A 16,966-nucleotide genomic window follows, 5' to 3' on the forward strand; every position below is an offset into this window, starting at 1 on the left:
GACGGATAGTAAATGTTATTAGGGATACCGCTAACATTTCGGAAAAAAACTACGATAAGAGCATGCAAGATTATATACAGTTTTTCGGCTAATCCAGTAACAAACGAGAACCTTAAAACTCACGCCAGGATAGGAATGTATAAAATGATGTATAGAATAATACAAAAGGAATTTATAAGATTTGACGAGAATAAAGTTGTATTAAAAGGATATCGGAGGTTTTTTATGAAACTAGTAGGACAGCAAATATATCTTCGACTTTACAAAATTTCTGACGCGAGCGAGTTAGCTAACTTACATACTAGAAATCGCGAATTTTTTCAACGAGTTTGTCCATTACTCCCAAAAGTCTTTTATACAGAAGAACATCAAAAAATAAGAATTGAACGGGCATTAAAAAAGAAAGATAAAGGCCAAGTATACGCTTTTGGAATCTTTTTAAAAGCAACTGATGAACTTATTGGAGACATTTCATTAACTCAAATTGCTAGAGGTCCTGTCCAAAGCTGTTATACGGGATTTACCTTAGATAGGGAGCATAATTCAAGGGGCTATACAACAGAGGCTCTTCAACTTGTTGTAGACTTTGCTTTTAGAGAATTAAAACTACATAGAATTGAAGCAGGAGCTATGCCTGACAATATAGCATCTATTCGTGTATTAGAAAAAGTAGGGTTTAAAAAAGAAGGTATAGCTAAAGAAAATGTAAAGATTAATGGCAAATGGACAGATCATCAAATATTAGCTATCATCAACAGTTTGGATGTATAAGCTCAGTTCACTTCCAATAATGAGACGTTATGTTAACTCTACATGTATAGGATATACAACATAAATTTATGGTAAAATCTTGTTAAAAAGGGGAAATAATCATGTTAATGGATTTAGAAATGGATAAAGAAATGCATCCAACAGTTGCTCTTTTATATGCAACAGTTAAGGATACATACAAAAGATTAAATATATTAGTATCAGATATAACACAAGAAGAACTGGATTATAAAGGACCATCTGAAAATCTAAACAGTATAGGTCAATTATTAAAACACTTATCAGTAGTAGATTTACACTGGGTATATCGATTAAAGAATGAACCTATACCTACAAATATCCAATTAGATTATGGTCCAATGATTAATCCAAATGGAAAACTTCCTTCAGTAAATAATGTATCTATTAATGAATTAATAAAAGCATATGATAGAGTGCAAGAGATGTTTCATTTAGAATGTACAAGGTTATCTGAAGATGATTTAAATCAAGTTGTTTCATACGAAAATGGAAAACAGGCAACAATTAGATGGGGAATATGGCATATAGCTGATCATAATCGTTATCATCAAGCTCACATTAGCTTGCTAAAAAAAATATATAGGGAAAAACAAGAGAATATTTAACTTCCGACAACGAATTTTACGTTAACTAGCCTTTTTTTCAGGGGCTAGTTTTTTTGCTTAGCGTGTTTTTTTCCGAAATGCTGGCGGTACCCCTTGTAGCTCTTGTATACACGATAATTGATAAAGAAGAGAATTTACATTATATATTTGTAAAAGGTATTTTTCGTGTTGAACACCCTGAATAAACTTTTCATACATAAATTGAAACTCCATAATAATAATCTTTTTCTATAATAGTTATCTTTTAGTACGTAACGAGCAACGAAAGTATATGTATAATATTTAATAAGGTTAAATTGATAAATGTAATCGTTTGTTAGAACAGATTATCACTTCATGTCTGTTCTTTTTTGCGTGATGCTGGAGAAATATATCCCTCCAGCATTTACTGTTTTATGACAATAAATATTGTTAATTTTTTTAAAATGAGGTTAAATGCGTTGACCACTTTTTTGAAAAGCACTTTATTGACATGAGTTTTAGAATGTTGTTTCATAGTCTTTGTATTAAAAAAAACGACGATTATGTCGAAAAGTAAAAGTTAAAAAATAAAGATTATATACATATATCTTGTGTCTTATTTTGAAACGTAATACAATATATAGAGAAAACAAGAAACGACATACAGAGAATATAGATTGGAGAGGGAGGGTCGGAAATGTTAGTTGCATATGATTCTATGACAGGAAACGTGAAGCGTTTCATCCACAAATTAAATATGCCGGCCGTTCAAATTGATGAAGCTCTAGTATTAGATGAAGACTTTATTCTTATTACGTATACAACAGGTTTTGGCAATGTACCAGAACGTGTTTTAGACTTTTTAGAGCGCAATTATGAAAAATTAAAAGGCGTATCTGCAAGCGGCAATCGTAACTGGGGAGACATGTTCGGTGCAAGTGCTGACAAAATTTCTGCTAAATATGAAGTGCCTATTGTATCAAAATTTGAGTTATCTGGAACAAATAACGATGTAGAATATTTTAAGGAAAGTGTGCGGGAGATTGCGACACATTGAACTGAATAATGAAATCACGCAAATATTACGTATACAACAGATTTTGGCAATGTACCAGAACGTGTTTTAGACTTTTTAGAGCGCAATTATGAAATTTTATGAATTTGCACACTAAAAAGTCTAAATCCTTATCAAGATGGACTGGTATTACGTAAAGAACAAAATATTGCTGAAATATATTATAAAAAAAGGAGGACTAACATTTGAAATTAACATCATATTTCAAACTATTTATTAGTAATTTAAGTTTAAACAAAGGCCGAAAAGAAAGAATAAATAGCGCTTTAGTAACATGGGAAGAACTTTTAAGTACAGATGAAGAACTTAGTGAAAAATTCAAAGATTTTTATTCACAGGGTTCCTATGCTACCAAGACAGCTATTCGTCCATCTGATGATGGTGAATTTGATGTAGATGTTATTCTTCTATTAGATGTGAAAAAGGATGATTCAAAAGAATTTTTCAACTGGGTTGTTGAACGTGTAAAAACTAAAAAAGCATATGAAGACAAAATCAAAACAAAAGATCGGTGCATTCAAATTAATTATGCTGGAGATTTTCATGTTGATATTGTTCCCGCTCGAACAACTTATGGTGATTCCATTCTAATTCCTTCTAAAAAAGAAGATGACTGGGTAAAAACTAATCCAGCAGGCTTTAAAAAATGGTGTGACAAAAAACACATCAAACATGATGAAAAATTCCGCTCTACAGTCAAAATACTAAAGTATTGGCGTGACCAAAATGTCAGTAGTAGTACAGCACCAAAATCCATTTTACTTACAACATTAATTGGACATTATATGATCGCAAAAAGCTCTTATGCTGAAACACTTGTAGAAACAACGAAAAATATGGTGATTAAGTTAAATGCATTAATTGAAGATAAAGAAGACGATGAAGTAATTCAAATATGCAATCCTTCTTTAGAAGACGAGAATCTGGCTAGGGATTGGACTGTTAATAAATGTCGCATTTTTAAGAATAAATTAGACAAATTACACCAACAAAGTCTTGAGGCCCTTGAAGAGTCAAATAAGGAAGCTAGTATTATAAAATGGCAAGAGATTTTCGGTGCTAAAAAATTCCCGTCAGAACTTCCAGAAGCTGCGAAAATGGCATCTGCAGTAGCGGCAGGCTCTGTGTTTGTTAATAGTGATGGTATACTGAATCAAAACAACCAAGGATCAGTAATCAAAGAGCATCGTTTCTTTGGTGTAAATGCGGATCATGAAAAAATTTAGAAAGCGATACTTATCTATTCCCAAACAGTGTCTAAAAATCCAGCAGTGTTTTCCGTCCTTTAAATACTTTAAGGAAGGATATTGGATAGGTAGGTTAAGACCCACCTCTTCATCATCTTTTTATACTGTTAAGATTATTTATAAAAGATTTAGCCCAAAAGTTTTTATTATAGAACCTTGTATTCATAGAGAAGTCCCTCACCTTTATGGCGACGGATCACTTTGCCTTTATTATCCCAATGATAATAGCTATAACGATTCCCTATTTATCGCGGATACGATAATTCCTTGGACAGCGGAATGGCTTTATTATTATGAAAAATGGTTAGAAGATGGTATTTGGTGGGGACCAGAAGCACCTCATACTCTTATAAGAAATGACAATTAAGGAGGAATTAATAGATTGATTGACTGGGAAAGCGTAAAAAATAATAAATGGACACCACGTAAAGAGAATGAATTTAAAATACTTGCTATTGATGGAGGGGGTATGAAAGGAGTATTCCCAGCAAAATACTTATCTGACATCGAAGAGCAGGTAGGCAAACCAATTTATCAATATTTTGATTTAATCGCTGGAACTTCTACAGGGGGAATAATTGCATTAGGATTAGCAAATGGCATTTCAGCCAAAGACATTTTGGAATTATATCTTAAGAGAGGTAAGGATATATTTGGGAACAGAAGAACTATACTTCCTATCTCTAAAGATTCCCACTATGGAAATGATGGATTAATTCAGGTGTTACAAGAAACTTTTGGGGACAAACTACTAAAAGAAGTTAATACTATGGTTTGTATACCTTCAATTGAGCATCAAAAAGCTAGTCCGAAAGTATACAAAACACCCCACCATCCACATTTTATTAAAGATGGTAATATTGAAATATGGAAAATAGCTTTAGCAACATCTGCCGCACCGATTTATCTACCTGCAGCGGTTATAGATGATAATGAATGTAAAATTGACGGGGGATTATGGGCAAATAATCCTGTATTAGTTGCCATTGCTGAAGCTGTTAAGTTGGGCTATTCATTGGATCAAATTAAAGTTCTCTCTATTGGAACTGGAACAAGTTTATATGAGGTTGATAACAAACATGCTATAAGAGGTGGCATGGTATCATGGGGAACAAACTTAGTTGATTTTACAATGCAAGCACAATCCAAGGGTGCATTTTATACAGCTTGTTACTTAATCGGTAATCGATTATCCCGTATAGATTTTGAAACAGGTGTAAATTACAAGTTAGATAATACGGAATCTAATATTCTAGCAAGACTACAACATGAGGCAAATCAAAAGTTTCTAGATTCCTTTGAAAAAGGTAACATCCGCACTCAATTCTTTAGTGAATAAAAAAGTTTAAAGTTGAATTGTGTATACGGTAATTCATCTCCCTAAAGAGGAGTTATTCAAATCACGTAAGTTAATCCTGGATATTATATAACCATCTAGGCATTCTACATAGTTATTAAATCAAAAGCTATCTAAAAATTAGATAGCTTTTTTATTGTTTCAAAATTGCTATTGGTTTAACTGTTAACCCTGGATAAATAATTGAATAGTTGTTTTATAAAAACGTCCCAAAAGGTACACCTTTTGGGACGGTACAAACCACATGAAATATCAGTCCCAAAACCTCAAAAATTAAATTTTGGAACGTATCTAAAAAACAGACACCTTTTGGTACACTTTTGATATAATATGTAGTATACAACATCAAGAGAAGGAGATTTTGATACTTTGAATAACAGAAAATTCGGATACATCCGTGTGAGTAGTAAAGATCAAAATGAAGGTAGACAACTAGAAGCGATGAAACAAGTTGGTATTGATGAAAGAGATATTTTCATTGATAAACAATCTGGTAAGGATTTTAATCGTCAAAAATATCAACTTGTAAAAATGATGTTACGAGAAAGGGACATTTTATATGTACAATCCCTGGATCGTTTCGGAAGAAACAAGGAAGCTATTTTAAATGAATGGAGGGATATTACCAAAAATATAAAAGCACATATTGTTGTAATTGATATGCCTTTATTAGATACAACTAAGTATCAAGATAACTTGGGAAATCTCATTACAGACCTAGTACTTCAAATTCTTTCGTGGCTTGCTGAAGAGGAACGCACAAAGATAAAAGTTCGGCAACAAGAGGGGATCCATTTAGCTAAAAAACAAGGAAAACATCTTGGAAGACCTAGGGTAGAGATTACAGAGGAATTTATCATGGCTTATAATTCCTGGCAGACAGGAGAGGTTACTGCCGTAGAAGCTATGAAACAAGCTAATCTATCTAAAACTACATTTTATCGACTTGTGAAGAGGTTTGAAAATAAAACGTAAAAACAAAGTTGAGGAGGATAAAAGTGGGTAGAAATGAATTATGTTTTTGTGGTAGTGGCAAAAAACAGAAAAAATGTCATGATGATGTAGATCCGAATAGTTATATAGGAAATCTGTATAAAAAATATTTTAAAATAGATACACTCATTTCAGATTTCAAAGCTACACATAAAGAGTTTGAAAATCACCCTTGCGGAAAAGGATGTTTCAATTGTTGCTATGATGTCTTTCCTGTTTCAATGTTAGAATTCGAATTACTTTTAGAAGAAATGCGTAATATTGGCATAGGGTTTGCTGAAGCTGTTTTTACAAAGGCACTTAAACATTTAGATTCACTACGAATCAATAATCCTGGATTATACAAGAGATTAGAAGAGGATATAAGTTTTCAGAATAAGAGAAAAGTTGATTCTAAAGACCTAGAACAATATCAACAAACAGAAAGATTCCAATTCCCTTGTCCCTTATTAGATGAAAATAATGGAAGATGTACAGTATACAATAAAAGACCTATGGTCTGTAGAACCTTTGGCACTACTCATGATTCTCTTTTACTTATGATAAGTAGTCCTCAATCAGCAGTTTGTGAAAATATCCCTAGTATTCATGCTAATGCATTACAAACACCTGAAATTGAACCTTCAGACTCACAAATAAATAGCATGCTTAAAACAACATACCTAGGACAAGAAACGCTTATACGGGCATATCCAATTGTTTATTGGTTCAAGATATATCACAATAAGAACAAGAAAAAAGGAAAACCTGTTTATTCTTCTTTAGTTCCTTCTTTTTTTCATAAGAAACTAGGAACTATTACAATTGCTGAATTAATGCCCTAATCATTTATATGGCTGTACCCCTAATTGAAAAGATAAAATATCGCAATTGTAAAAAGTCACATGCTGACATTGATTATACATAAAGTAATCTCTATAAATATTATGTAAATTTTATATAAAAAAAGCATCCGTTATGGTTGCTTTTTTTTACGATTCTGGTTCAAATCTTAATCGATTATTAATCCAGTGCTATACCTAATTCAATAACTACGGATTCATTCTCATACCAGTTGTTCTCTATTTCTTGAATATTATATCCCTCTCTGGGAAGAGTTTTCCAAGTGTCAAACAAGGTCAAAGTTAGGAGTGTATTTATAAGAGCCGTAATGGCATTATTAAGAAAATGATCTTCAATACTAGGCGTACCGCCAACATTTTAACGGAAATATACGCTAAGCAAAATTCGACATGGGAAAACGTTGATTTTACTACTCTAAGCGATATCATCAGTAGGTATTTGAGACGAATGCACTTCAATGTAAAAGGTGCTAAAAAAAGCTTAAATAGTGTCTCAAAACTCATCTTTAAATCAAATTCTCAATTTAACTCGTGTTATGGAGTTTTGAGAATCCCTTAGCGTATAAAAACGTTAAAATGTGCGTTCTACCCCATCGCCATCAAGCTAAGAAAAGCGAATACCCCAAAACGAAAAAATTGAGAACGAGAAGTGATTTTTTATTGGCCTATATCCTTTATGTAGATAGTCACAAGAGTTAATATGTATAATATATAAACTAAAGAATAGTTGTTATAAAATTCGTAACAAAAATTCATATGGAGGGTATTAAAAGTATGGAGAAAAAAATCTTATCTGAGACAGTAAATGACATGATATTATCTGGTAAGAAAGTTGATACAATTAAAAATATAGATGAAATTAAAAGAATATTTGCCAATGAAGGAATACCCATTTTTGATAAAGTAATTGATTTTCAAGTATCATTTGGTGGCATTTGGTATAAAATTGGTGAAAGATTTTATAAGGGTTTCCAAATGGATATGTTTTACTTCAATAAATTTGAAGCAAAATATGAACTTAAATTTTTTGAAAAAGAAAACGGAAAATACTATGTTCAATGTATGGATTATCATTATGCAGGAGATTTTGGACCTTGTATTGATGAGGATGGGAAAATATATGATTTCTGCATGGGAAGTTTTTTCATTAGAGCTGACAATATAGAAGAATTTTTAGACGATGATGCAATTAAATATTATATGGTTAATAAGCATAAAACTTGGCTAAAACGTGGGGCTAAAATTAGTGAAATTGATGAGTTTAAAAAAACGGAAGCTTTAAATAAAATTAAGAGAGAATCATTTTCAGATAAATATTTTGAGTGGTGGTGCAATACCGAAGAAACAATTTTTGTAAGAATTGATTTAGTAAATAAATATAGTTATGCAGAAGTATATTGTAAAGATCAAAAGATATTAGAGCAATTGTATAAGTCGGACATACCAGTAAGTGTTTTTCCACCTAATAACTGAAAATAAATATTAATTTTGAACCAAAGTAGTTTATTTTAGAGGTCCGGCCACATCGCTATCAAGCTAAGGTTTTACACTATCCATAAAGCAAAAAAAACGCCATCCTTTCCTATGATTCTACAGAAAGAATAGCGTATTTTTTCATTTTATGGGGTATTTTTTTTGTTAGCTTGATAGTGATGGAGTGGGCCCTCTTTTTCAACTTAAGGGCAATTCATGTCGCATTTAGCAATTATTTATTACAAAATGCAAATGATTGTTTACATTTTGTTAGTAATCATTTACAATTACAGTAATTGTAAATGAGGAAAGGGAAATTATGATGCTAGAAAACAGAGTTAGAGAATTACGGGCACGATTTAGATGGACTCAGCAAGACTTGGCCGATGCAATTGGGGTCACAAGGCAGACAATTGGATTAATAGAAAAAAGTGATTATTCTCCATCTGTCACTATGGCGTTAAAAATAGCTGCTGTATTTCAAGTTACTGTAGAAGATGTTTTTTATTTAAAGGGAGAGGAACGATTATGATAAAACAGGTTTTAAGATCTCCACTTATAGGGGCCAGTATATTTGTGTTGATTATTGCATTTTTACTATTTTCTCTTATGAATACACAAGTCATTTTAGCAAAGTTATGTTTTGGGATTTTAGTGACGGTTACTTTTTTCTGGCTCATTCTCACAAAGCTTTATAACCGAAAGAATCCTCATGATAAGATTAGATTATTTGGTTTTATACCATCTGAATTTCGTGAAATAGATGAAGGGCAGCAGTGGGTAACCTATAAGGCTTGCCGAAATGTGTATATTTACTATAGCATTGCACTTCCAGTAGCGGCAGGGATTTGCTTCCTCTTTTCTCAACATAATTTTGTTCCATTATTGTGCATTGGTTTACTGGGTGCAGGTCAATACATTGTCTATTGGTTAACTACTATTCTTATTTTAAATCGTATTTAATAGAGGGGATGAAACAATATGGTGGAGTGGGCTCAAAATGCGGGTGCATTATGGCAATATGTAGTGTTATTTCTTTTAGCTTTTGCCCCATGGATGGATGTATCAATCGTTGTACCTCTTGGTATCGCATGGGGGTTACAACCATTTGCAGTAGGAGTAACAGCATTTGCAGGAAATCTTATTTTGGTTCTATTACTCGGCTTCTTCTTTAAACAGTATGCAAAATGGCAAGCAGCAAGAAAACTAAAAAAAGGTATAACAACACCTTCTAAAAAAGAAACCCGATCAAGACAAATATGGGAACGATATGGTGTCCCTGGTTTGGCTCTTCTAGCTCCAATTCTCGTAGGAACTGATATTGCAGCCATATTAGCTTTAACATTTGGATCTAACCGGACACACGTCATAAGTTGGATGACGGTCAGTCTAGCAGTATGGACAGTCATTTTTACAGTTGCTGCGATGTATGGGCTTAGCTTTTTAAATATTATTTAGGATATCATGATGATTTTAGGTAATCTAAAATCGTTCACTACCTAAAAATTATGGAGTGATGAAGTGAGTATAATATCAAGACAAAAGCTTTGACCAAAAACATTTGAACACTCAACTAGCTGTACGATATGGTCATAGTACCGTAGCTCACGAACCTATATGGATAGGGCCACATTACTATCAAGCTAATATTTTGAAGCAGTCCCAAAACAAAAAAATTGTGCATTTTCATCTGGAGATGTCAATTTTCTCGTTTTGGGGTATTTGCTTTTCTTAGCTTGATGGGCATGGCGTTCTACCCCTATAATGAAAATGCGGTTTGAATTTAGTTGTGAATTTGGAATAAAGTCACGATTTTTGTAAAAAAGATGCGAAGTTTTGAACAAAGCTGTGATCCTCTATTTCTTCGATCAAAGAATTTTAAATGAGTTTTTATCAAACTTTTTTATAAAAAATAACTCCTCCACAAAATTATATCCAACCATTTCGATCAATCTCTTTTCAAAATGGATGGGTTTCTTCTATTATAAAATCAACATTTGTAGCACGATTTTAATTGAACTTTATTCCAAACCAACACTATGACGATGATGCACCGAAATTTCTAACTGAAATCTCGGTGCAAAAAATGATTCGTTTAGAAGTGAAACGTGCCAATCTTCGAAAGGGAATTTCTGCCCAACATTTTCGGAACACCTTTGTTTTAAGGGAAATTAATCAGAAAAAAACACCTGAACATCTCATGCAGCAAATTGGATTTAAATCTCACTTATCCCTAAAAAGATATTACGATTACTATAAGAAGACCGAAATAAAAACAGATTAAAAATTAGCACTTAATATGTAACTTTTATACACCTACAAGTTTTCAATTGTTTTAAGGAGGAAAAGAGTTTATAAAAATTGCTCAAAAATTAGGAGTTACCCCACCTGCCAATTTTGGGTTTAATGAACAGTAAGTAGCTAAAACTGATAATTCCTTGTCCAATTTCAACTATCGGGCGCGATTGTAGAAAAGAAGTAAAAGGGCGATACATATTAGTTATGTCTAATATGTATCGCCCTTTATTTTTTTGACTTTTTAAGATTAAGGTCTTGATAAGAATCACTACAAGCTCTTTCTGCTTTCCATATGCTTATGTTAATCTCGAGCCATCTTCATCATAAATTACTATATTTTTTTCTTTGTCTTGTGCTAAAGTCACATTTTTTTCATTCCACTTGGCTTCAATATATTCATGATAATTCCTCATACCACTACGTATACCGTTATTTCGTAACCAAGCTTCATTTTCTAATTCTTGTTTGTACTGTTCTATATCTGGTTCTTCTTGTGCACTTGCTTCAATTTGTTCCACTTGATGTTCTTCTTCTCTCCTCATTCTTTCTAAAGTTTGCCCATAACCGTCAATCTTGAAAAGAAGACCTTCTCCAGTAACCGGCTTACCTTCACGTATTTCCCCTGTGAAATTCTTAACTTCAAATGAAAGATCGCATGCGGTTGCTATTCCATTCCACGGCATTCGATTTTTATATTCACCTTTAAATAATTCTTTATCCTTCTCAAATCCAACTCCATTATAAAAAACATGTTCTTTCCAAATACCCTCAAATAATTTTTGTCCATCCTCATTAAAAAGGGTTCCTTGACCGTCTCTGAAGCCATCTTTAATTTCTCCATGATAACTAATCTTCTTATTTTTATGAAATAAGGTTGTGATTCCATTTAAAACTCTACCGTCCTTAAATTCGCCATTATAGAAATATTGTTTACTATCATCATTAGTTAATTTATATAGAATGCCTTTTTTTATTGATAGTGCTTCACATGTAATCTCATAACATTTTTTTACAGAATCATAATATCCATAAACAGTTCCTTTAACAAATTGTTTTGATTTAAATTGACCAGAACATTTTATTTTCCCATCCGTATTATAAAGTTCTCCATCACCTACAAATGGTTCTTTAGTATCTCCTACGAAGAAAAGAGCTCCATTTAAATAAGTTTCATAAACAGGTTTTCCGTTTATTACTTTTTCCTTAGGTTTCTCTTTAGAAGAAGCAAATGTTAAACAATTTATTTTTTGTAAGATGATATACAAATCAATGCCGACTAAATCATCAACTGAAGAAACCTTAAGTTCAATCAATAATGAAGATGGAATAATATCAGCAAATACTTCCTTGGATAGTTCTTCAAGATACCTTCTTAACTCCTCATTTGGTTTATCAACTTTATATTCTTCTAATATATTTTGCAAAGCATAAAATTGTTCATATAATTTGTAAACCCTATTCAACTCTTGGCTTGTAAGCGCATCTCTTAGATTAGCTACATTTTTTATCCAGTCCGCACTAAAATAAATTCTATTGGGTTTAGGAGGTCTGTTTTTTAACAAACAACTTATGTATAAATCACGTAAATTTGAAATACCTCGTTGAATGTCATAATAAACAATAAGAGCATTTTCTCTAACTGTTTCTTCATCACGATTTTTCTCCAATTCCTGTAATTTCTGAGAAACTAATAAACTTCTCCTACTTACCTTCCATACTAACCAACTAAAAAATGTTGTTGTGGATTTAAAATAAAGTTACGACGTTTATAAAAAAGACGCGATGTTTTAAATAAAGTCACGATGTTTATAAAGAAGTTGTGATATTTTGTCTCTTTCAATTTAGGAATTCTAGGTGACCGGAATTACTTACACTTCGTTTTTCTTAGTGAACCAACAACGCAGATTAGTTACACAACAATAATTAAAATATCAGAACTTTAGGAAGAAGGGGGGATTATAATGAATAAAGAAATTCAAGAATTGTTTGATGATCTCAATTTATTTGCCAGACAAATTGCAAACGTAAGATTGTTAAATTTGTCATTTGATGTATATGAATCTAGTGATGAGTATGCAATGCAAGTAGACTTAACATTCGCCAGAAAAGGTCAATTTGATAATATTCAAGAGGCATTTTCTGCACTATTTAAAAAGGAATTGTTCGATGGAGAAGAATGGGATATTAGTGATGAGCCAGACCCTTCAGACGAACAATGGCTAACAGCACTAAAAAATGTTTGGATTAATACATACTATTCAAGAGTATGTATTAGCATAGAGTCAGTAAACAAAGATGACTTTATAAGTAGATTTAAAAGGGATTTAGCTAATGTAAATGCACCAGAACAAGTTATTAAAGAACTTTTAATTAGATTAAGTCATATTGAAATAATACAAGTACAAAAGGGATATTTTTATGATTGTATATTCGGACAATCTGATAGCTATTATTTTTTGTATGGATGGGGAATATATGATTAAAATCATTATAACGACTAAGATTGTGTCGAAACGTACTTAAAGTAACGGGGGCGTTGGTGAAATATCGGATAACAAAACAATCAAACTTCTTTATAAAATTTTTATACCAATTACCAAAAAAGGACTCCATTTTAACCAATCTTTTTTCAAAATGGAGTCTTTGGGTTTAACGTAAAATCAAGGTACATACAATATTTCTAATCCAACTTTAATTCAAACTTACACTTCTTTGAAAAAGGAACAGATGACAGATTACTACTCCAACTCCTAATCAATTATAATTAATCGTGTAGCGATATTCAATTCACTCTAAACTATAAGGCGTATCGCCAACATTTTTGTTCGAATTTTTTAAAACCAACAATTACGCCATTGTTTTCATTCTCATAATTGTTGTTAACCTGGCTAATTCTTTAAGATAACAATATTCGCATATTTTTTGATTAGATAGTTGTAGAGTTCTAATTTTAATATTCTTCATTTCCTTTTTATCAGTCTCTTCAAAATCTGTAGCAGCTTCCTTTAATTTTCTTAATTGCATCCGATTAACAGGCTCTATTTGTTCATTACATAATAAACATAATTTCATAATTTCACTCCATCGTAGTTAAAGATTTTATTTAATTTTCTATTAATCCATTTAACTTTCCTTACTTTCTCTCTTCTTCTTAGCACGTAACAAAGTACTTTCACTGATTCCTGTCATTTCCGCCACCTGTGTATAAGAATTAGTTTTTAATAATTCAAGTGCAAGATCTATCTGTTTCTTCGTATATTTCTTTGGTCGTCCTTCTTTAAAATCTGGTTTCAGCTTAGCAATTGCTTTTCCTTCTTGTGTTCTTTCAAAAATCATATCTCGTTCAAATTCTGCAAAGGCACTCATAATAGTAAATATTAACCTACCTGTAGGTGTATCTTCTATCACACCCATATTTATTACATGTACCTTGATTCCTTTTTCAAATAATATTTTAATTGTTTTCATTCCATCAATAGTTGACCGGGCAAAACGATCTAATTTTGTAATAACAAGCGTATCACCATTTTTCAACACTGAAAGTAGTTCTTGAAATTTTGGCCGTTCAAATTTAGTTCCAGTAAATTTTTCTGAATAAATTTCTTCACAACCCTCTTTTTTTAACATTTGAATTTGTGACTCTAAATCCTGATTCAAGGTACTTACCCTTGCATACCCATATTTCACCTAAAACTCTCCTTTTTTTCGCTTCACTTATGAATACCAGTTATGACGGTGGTTTATATACTGATTTTATCACACACCCAAAAAATTACAACATCACCTTCAAAACTTTTAAGTTATGAATAACCTAACTTCATAACCTTTACTCCAGTAATTACGAAATCTACACAGATAACTTTATTATGTATACTCAGGATGCAAAAGAACACTTAAAATTAGTGCAAATTATCTCCTAAAGTGACAACCCTGTTTTTCAAGACATTTCTGAGCGACTTTGTGACCAGAGATAAGAAAGTGTGATTCTCGATGCGTCTGAGAGTACAAAAAAGAGCCGAAATATTAAATGTTCGGCTCTTTTTTTAATTTACGTTGGCTCCGACGGTGTTCTACGCTCTTCACAACTCGTTCCAGTAATGATTTATCCGGCGCAATGATGAATCGTTTAGAGGAAGAAGCAGTCATTAAGTTGATTTCTCGCACTTGCTCACGTGTTAATGTTATAGAAATTTCTTTATTACCATCGTTCTTAATCGCCAAACATACATCAGGACTCAACGGTATGATTTTAGCCGAACCATGCGTGATAAGACCTACTCCTTGCCATTCCGGCAAATCACGAGGGCGAGTCATATAAAAAGGATGATCGCTCGTCAAGAACTTAGAACCTTTGCTTGGACGTAGGAAATACCAATTCTGTTGGCACAATATGTATGCTTCTTGATTAGCAAACTCCATCATAAACTTTAGATGGGTTTCAGGTGGGTGTTCCAAACGAACCCGATCGTTCTCATACAAATCAATAATCTCATCAAGTGCCTCTTCACTAATTTGCTGTGTAAAATCAGTTTTCCCAAAATGGGCTTTGTGCGTTTTTAATAATAGCTTTGAAACTTTGTTATGTGCATTCTGTAAGAACGCAGAATGCTTTTCTCGATATTTCGGAGTACGAAGATGTTGAAACGCTACAAATAGTGCAAGATACTCTTTATCTTCCTTTTCTAACTTTCCAGTTTCTAAGAATCGATCCATCACGACTCCGAATTCCGTTTCAATAAACTCGCTTAGGATTTCTTCGATTACATAATCCTTAGATCCGTCTGGTGAGGTTACCGTATAAAAGTTCTTTTCTATGGTAACTTCTTTGGGTCGTTGCTGGCGGTACTGTTTTTTCTCTGCATCATATATATGCAGCATCCCTTGTGGGTTGGAAAAACGTTTCAGATATACCTTTGGAACAGTGTGTTGGCGCACAGGTTTTGACATTCCCCTCACCCTTTCTTTTACTTCAGAGGGACCAAAATGCATCCATCTTATTATCTATAATATAAATACTATCAATTTCTAGTATTATTATAGCTTCTACAAAGAGACAAAAAAAGAGAACTACCAATCTTTCTATACGTTGTCTCTACTCATATATTAGGGGTCACCATACATGCCCATCAACTTAAGAAAAGTAAATACCCTCAAAAAGAAAAAATGAGTTGAATTCTCAAAATAACTAATTGTAGAGAAAGAGAATTTTCATTTAGGGTATACTTCAAAACCTTAGCTTGATGGCGATGTGGTGGAACCCCATAAAACAGAAATTGAATTTGAATAAGCATTCCTGCGGGAGTGCTTATTTATTTTATTTGCAGGAAATTATCACCATTTGTCGAATTATATATGCTGAAGGGTGATAGAAATGAGTCATAGAAACCTTTTTATACTGGCAATGAATACGTAAAAACAAAAACATTCACTTATAACGGTTAATAGGAGGAATTATCATGAAAAAATTAGCTACAATTGCGTTGACTGGTGCGTTAGCTTTAGGCGGTTTAACGGTTATGAATTTAGATACACCAAAGGCACAAGCTGAGGAATGGGATGGCTGTCATTATATCTGTGGTCCTGGCGAAACAGTAAACGATGTTACGGTTAAAATACATTCTACACAAGTTACTTTTGGTAATAGCTTAATTGCAAGAATCACGAATGACCGAGCTGAAGAAATTCATTACAATGTCAGCATCGAAAAGAAAAACGGAGATAGCTGGGGAGAATTTGAAACTAATTTCAAATGGAACAATCAGTGGGTTCCAGCTGGCTCATATGATGAAATTTCAACTTTCACAGGATATGGCGATGATGTTTATGAAAATGGCACATACCGATACAAAGTTGAAGTTGTAAGCGCAGATGGTTCTATTGATACAATTTACACAGCAGGAATGACAGTTACAGGGCGATAACTCATGACTGAGCTTTATTATTTATGATTGTATCTTCGATAATATCATTGATAATTGCGTTGATATTATTATTAAAATAAGCTCTTCGGATCTTATTTTTTTTATATAAAAATTGAATATTAATATTCTATTATTGAGTTTTGTCCTCTGTTCATAAACATAAGATTTTCTGGACAGATGTCTCTTAACGTACAGAAAACACTTAAGATGTGTCCGATTTGTGTCTAAACGTACAATTTTCCCGAAATGGGATGGTGAGACCATGCCCATCAACTTAAGAATTTGCTTTACCCCCAAGCGCATTTTTTCATTTTAAGAGGTATTTTATTTTGTTTGATTGATAGTGATGTGGCGAGACCCCTACTAAAAAAAAGGATCTGATATTCATATCAGATCCTTTTT

At 32.5% G+C, this 16,966-nt stretch carries 18 protein-coding genes and 1 pseudogene; 15 read left to right on the top strand and 4 right to left on the bottom strand.

Going from position 1 to position 16,966, the window contains the following annotated elements; all coding sequences use genetic code 11:
• Positions 1-225 precede the first annotated feature (225 nt).
• From Q3V31_RS26215 to Q3V31_RS26270, 13 genes and pseudogenes are all read left to right on the top strand, one after another.
• Positions 226-771, top strand: coding sequence for a GNAT family N-acetyltransferase (locus tag Q3V31_RS26215; RefSeq protein ID WP_090814602.1), 546 nt, complete (start codon positions 226-228; stop codon positions 769-771).
• A gap of 101 nt (positions 772-872) precedes the next feature.
• Positions 873-1,397, top strand: coding sequence for a DinB family protein (locus tag Q3V31_RS26220; RefSeq protein ID WP_329767490.1), 525 nt, complete (start codon positions 873-875; stop codon positions 1,395-1,397).
• A 658-nt stretch (positions 1,398-2,055) separates the two neighbouring features.
• A complete protein-coding gene (nrdI, locus tag Q3V31_RS26225) occupies positions 2,056-2,415 on the top strand; it encodes a class Ib ribonucleoside-diphosphate reductase assembly flavoprotein NrdI (protein WP_329767491.1) in 360 nt (119 codons plus the stop codon).
• Positions 2,416-2,618: 203 nt separating this feature from the next.
• A complete protein-coding gene (locus Q3V31_RS26230; RefSeq protein WP_329767492.1) occupies positions 2,619-3,659 on the top strand; it encodes an SMODS domain-containing nucleotidyltransferase in 1,041 nt (346 codons plus the stop codon).
• The gene (locus Q3V31_RS31100) at positions 3,646-4,047 is read left to right on the top strand and encodes a type II CBASS E2 protein (RefSeq protein WP_098631855.1); all 402 of its coding nucleotides are present in this window, start codon (positions 3,646-3,648) and stop codon (positions 4,045-4,047) included. Before Q3V31_RS26230 ends, Q3V31_RS31100 begins: the two co-directional genes overlap by 14 nt.
• Before the next feature lie 15 nt (positions 4,048-4,062).
• On the top strand, positions 4,063-5,019 hold the full coding sequence (locus tag Q3V31_RS26235) for a CBASS cGAMP-activated phospholipase (RefSeq protein ID WP_329767493.1): 957 nt from the start codon (positions 4,063-4,065) through the stop codon (positions 5,017-5,019).
• Positions 5,020-5,406: 387 nt separating this feature from the next.
• Positions 5,407-6,012: a recombinase family protein gene (locus tag Q3V31_RS26240; protein ID WP_329767494.1), complete on the top strand. Its 606-nt coding sequence runs from the start codon at positions 5,407-5,409 to the stop codon at positions 6,010-6,012.
• 23 nt (positions 6,013-6,035) lie between these two features.
• Positions 6,036-6,854: a YkgJ family cysteine cluster protein gene (locus tag Q3V31_RS26245; protein ID WP_329767495.1), complete on the top strand. Its 819-nt coding sequence runs from the start codon at positions 6,036-6,038 to the stop codon at positions 6,852-6,854.
• Between the two features lie 792 nt (positions 6,855-7,646).
• On the top strand, positions 7,647-8,345 hold the full coding sequence (locus tag Q3V31_RS26250; protein WP_088010356.1) for a hypothetical protein: 699 nt from the start codon (positions 7,647-7,649) through the stop codon (positions 8,343-8,345).
• A gap of 319 nt (positions 8,346-8,664) precedes the next feature.
• Entirely contained in the window at positions 8,665-8,877 is a 213-nt protein-coding gene (locus tag Q3V31_RS26255) for a helix-turn-helix transcriptional regulator (RefSeq protein ID WP_090814533.1), read from the top strand.
• Complete coding sequence (locus tag Q3V31_RS26260) at positions 8,874-9,308, top strand: hypothetical protein (RefSeq protein WP_329767496.1); 435 nt, start codon at positions 8,874-8,876, stop codon at positions 9,306-9,308. The genes Q3V31_RS26255 and Q3V31_RS26260 overlap by 4 nt, the downstream gene beginning before the upstream one ends.
• 18 nt (positions 9,309-9,326) lie before the next feature.
• Complete coding sequence (locus Q3V31_RS26265; RefSeq protein WP_090814535.1) at positions 9,327-9,803, top strand: small multi-drug export protein; 477 nt, start codon at positions 9,327-9,329, stop codon at positions 9,801-9,803.
• A gap of 580 nt (positions 9,804-10,383) precedes the next feature.
• Positions 10,384-10,629 (top strand): annotated as a pseudogene (locus Q3V31_RS26270) (integrase); the annotation flags it as partial.
• Between the two features lie 310 nt (positions 10,630-10,939).
• Here Q3V31_RS26270 and Q3V31_RS26275 read toward each other — a convergent pair.
• A complete protein-coding gene (locus Q3V31_RS26275) occupies positions 10,940-12,310 on the bottom strand; it encodes an MORN repeat-containing protein (protein ID WP_329767497.1) in 1,371 nt (456 codons plus the stop codon).
• A 294-nt stretch (positions 12,311-12,604) separates the two neighbouring features.
• Here Q3V31_RS26275 and Q3V31_RS26280 point away from each other — a divergent pair, with 294 nt between their 5' ends.
• Positions 12,605-13,126, top strand: a complete 522-nt coding sequence (locus Q3V31_RS26280; protein WP_329767498.1) for a hypothetical protein — start codon at positions 12,605-12,607, stop codon at positions 13,124-13,126.
• Positions 13,127-13,490: 364 nt separating this feature from the next.
• Here Q3V31_RS26280 and Q3V31_RS26285 read toward each other — a convergent pair whose 3' ends face one another.
• From Q3V31_RS26285 to Q3V31_RS26295, 3 genes are all read right to left on the bottom strand, one after another.
• On the bottom strand, positions 13,491-13,715 hold the full coding sequence (locus Q3V31_RS26285) for a hypothetical protein (RefSeq protein WP_098403952.1): 225 nt from the start codon (positions 13,713-13,715) through the stop codon (positions 13,491-13,493).
• Between the two features lie 51 nt (positions 13,716-13,766).
• Positions 13,767-14,330 carry a recombinase family protein gene (locus Q3V31_RS26290; RefSeq protein WP_098403951.1) on the bottom strand — a complete coding sequence of 188 codons (564 nt, stop codon included), beginning with the start codon at positions 14,328-14,330 and terminating at the stop codon, positions 13,767-13,769.
• A gap of 336 nt (positions 14,331-14,666) precedes the next feature.
• On the bottom strand, positions 14,667-15,590 hold the full coding sequence (locus Q3V31_RS26295; protein ID WP_329767499.1) for a DUF4238 domain-containing protein: 924 nt from the start codon (positions 15,588-15,590) through the stop codon (positions 14,667-14,669).
• Between the two features lie 509 nt (positions 15,591-16,099).
• On the opposite strand from Q3V31_RS26295, the gene Q3V31_RS26300 reads away from it, so the two are divergent.
• The gene (locus Q3V31_RS26300; protein WP_002192535.1) at positions 16,100-16,564 is read left to right on the top strand and encodes a hypothetical protein; all 465 of its coding nucleotides are present in this window, start codon (positions 16,100-16,102) and stop codon (positions 16,562-16,564) included.
• The last annotated feature ends 402 nt before the right edge of the window (positions 16,565-16,966 follow it).

This window comes from Bacillus nitratireducens (genome assembly GCF_036320425.1).
Lineage (GTDB): Bacteria > Bacillota > Bacilli > Bacillales > Bacillaceae_G > Bacillus_A > Bacillus_A nitratireducens.

Bases quoted from the DNA above. Each gene is read 5' to 3' on its own strand.
- Q3V31_RS26265 (WP_090814535.1), top strand. From the start codon at position 9,327: ATGGTGGAGTGGGCTCAAAATGCGGGTGCATTATGGCAATATGTAGTG.
- Q3V31_RS26300 (WP_002192535.1), top strand. From the start codon at position 16,100: ATGAAAAAATTAGCTACAATTGCGTTGACTGGTGCGTTAGCTTTAGGC.
- Q3V31_RS26255 (WP_090814533.1), top strand. From the start codon at position 8,665: ATGATGCTAGAAAACAGAGTTAGAGAATTACGGGCACGATTTAGATGG.
- Q3V31_RS26295 (WP_329767499.1), bottom strand. From the start codon at position 15,590: ATGTCAAAACCTGTGCGCCAACACACTGTTCCAAAGGTATATCTGAAA.
- Q3V31_RS31100 (WP_098631855.1), top strand. From the start codon at position 3,646: ATGAAAAAATTTAGAAAGCGATACTTATCTATTCCCAAACAGTGTCTA.
- Q3V31_RS26250 (WP_088010356.1), top strand. From the start codon at position 7,647: ATGGAGAAAAAAATCTTATCTGAGACAGTAAATGACATGATATTATCT.
- Q3V31_RS26220 (WP_329767490.1), top strand. From the start codon at position 873: ATGTTAATGGATTTAGAAATGGATAAAGAAATGCATCCAACAGTTGCT.
- Q3V31_RS26215 (WP_090814602.1), top strand. From the start codon at position 226: ATGAAACTAGTAGGACAGCAAATATATCTTCGACTTTACAAAATTTCT.
- Q3V31_RS26285 (WP_098403952.1), bottom strand. From the start codon at position 13,715: ATGAAATTATGTTTATTATGTAATGAACAAATAGAGCCTGTTAATCGG.
- Q3V31_RS26260 (WP_329767496.1), top strand. From the start codon at position 8,874: ATGATAAAACAGGTTTTAAGATCTCCACTTATAGGGGCCAGTATATTT.
- Q3V31_RS26280 (WP_329767498.1), top strand. From the start codon at position 12,605: ATGAATAAAGAAATTCAAGAATTGTTTGATGATCTCAATTTATTTGCC.
- nrdI (WP_329767491.1), top strand. From the start codon at position 2,056: ATGTTAGTTGCATATGATTCTATGACAGGAAACGTGAAGCGTTTCATC.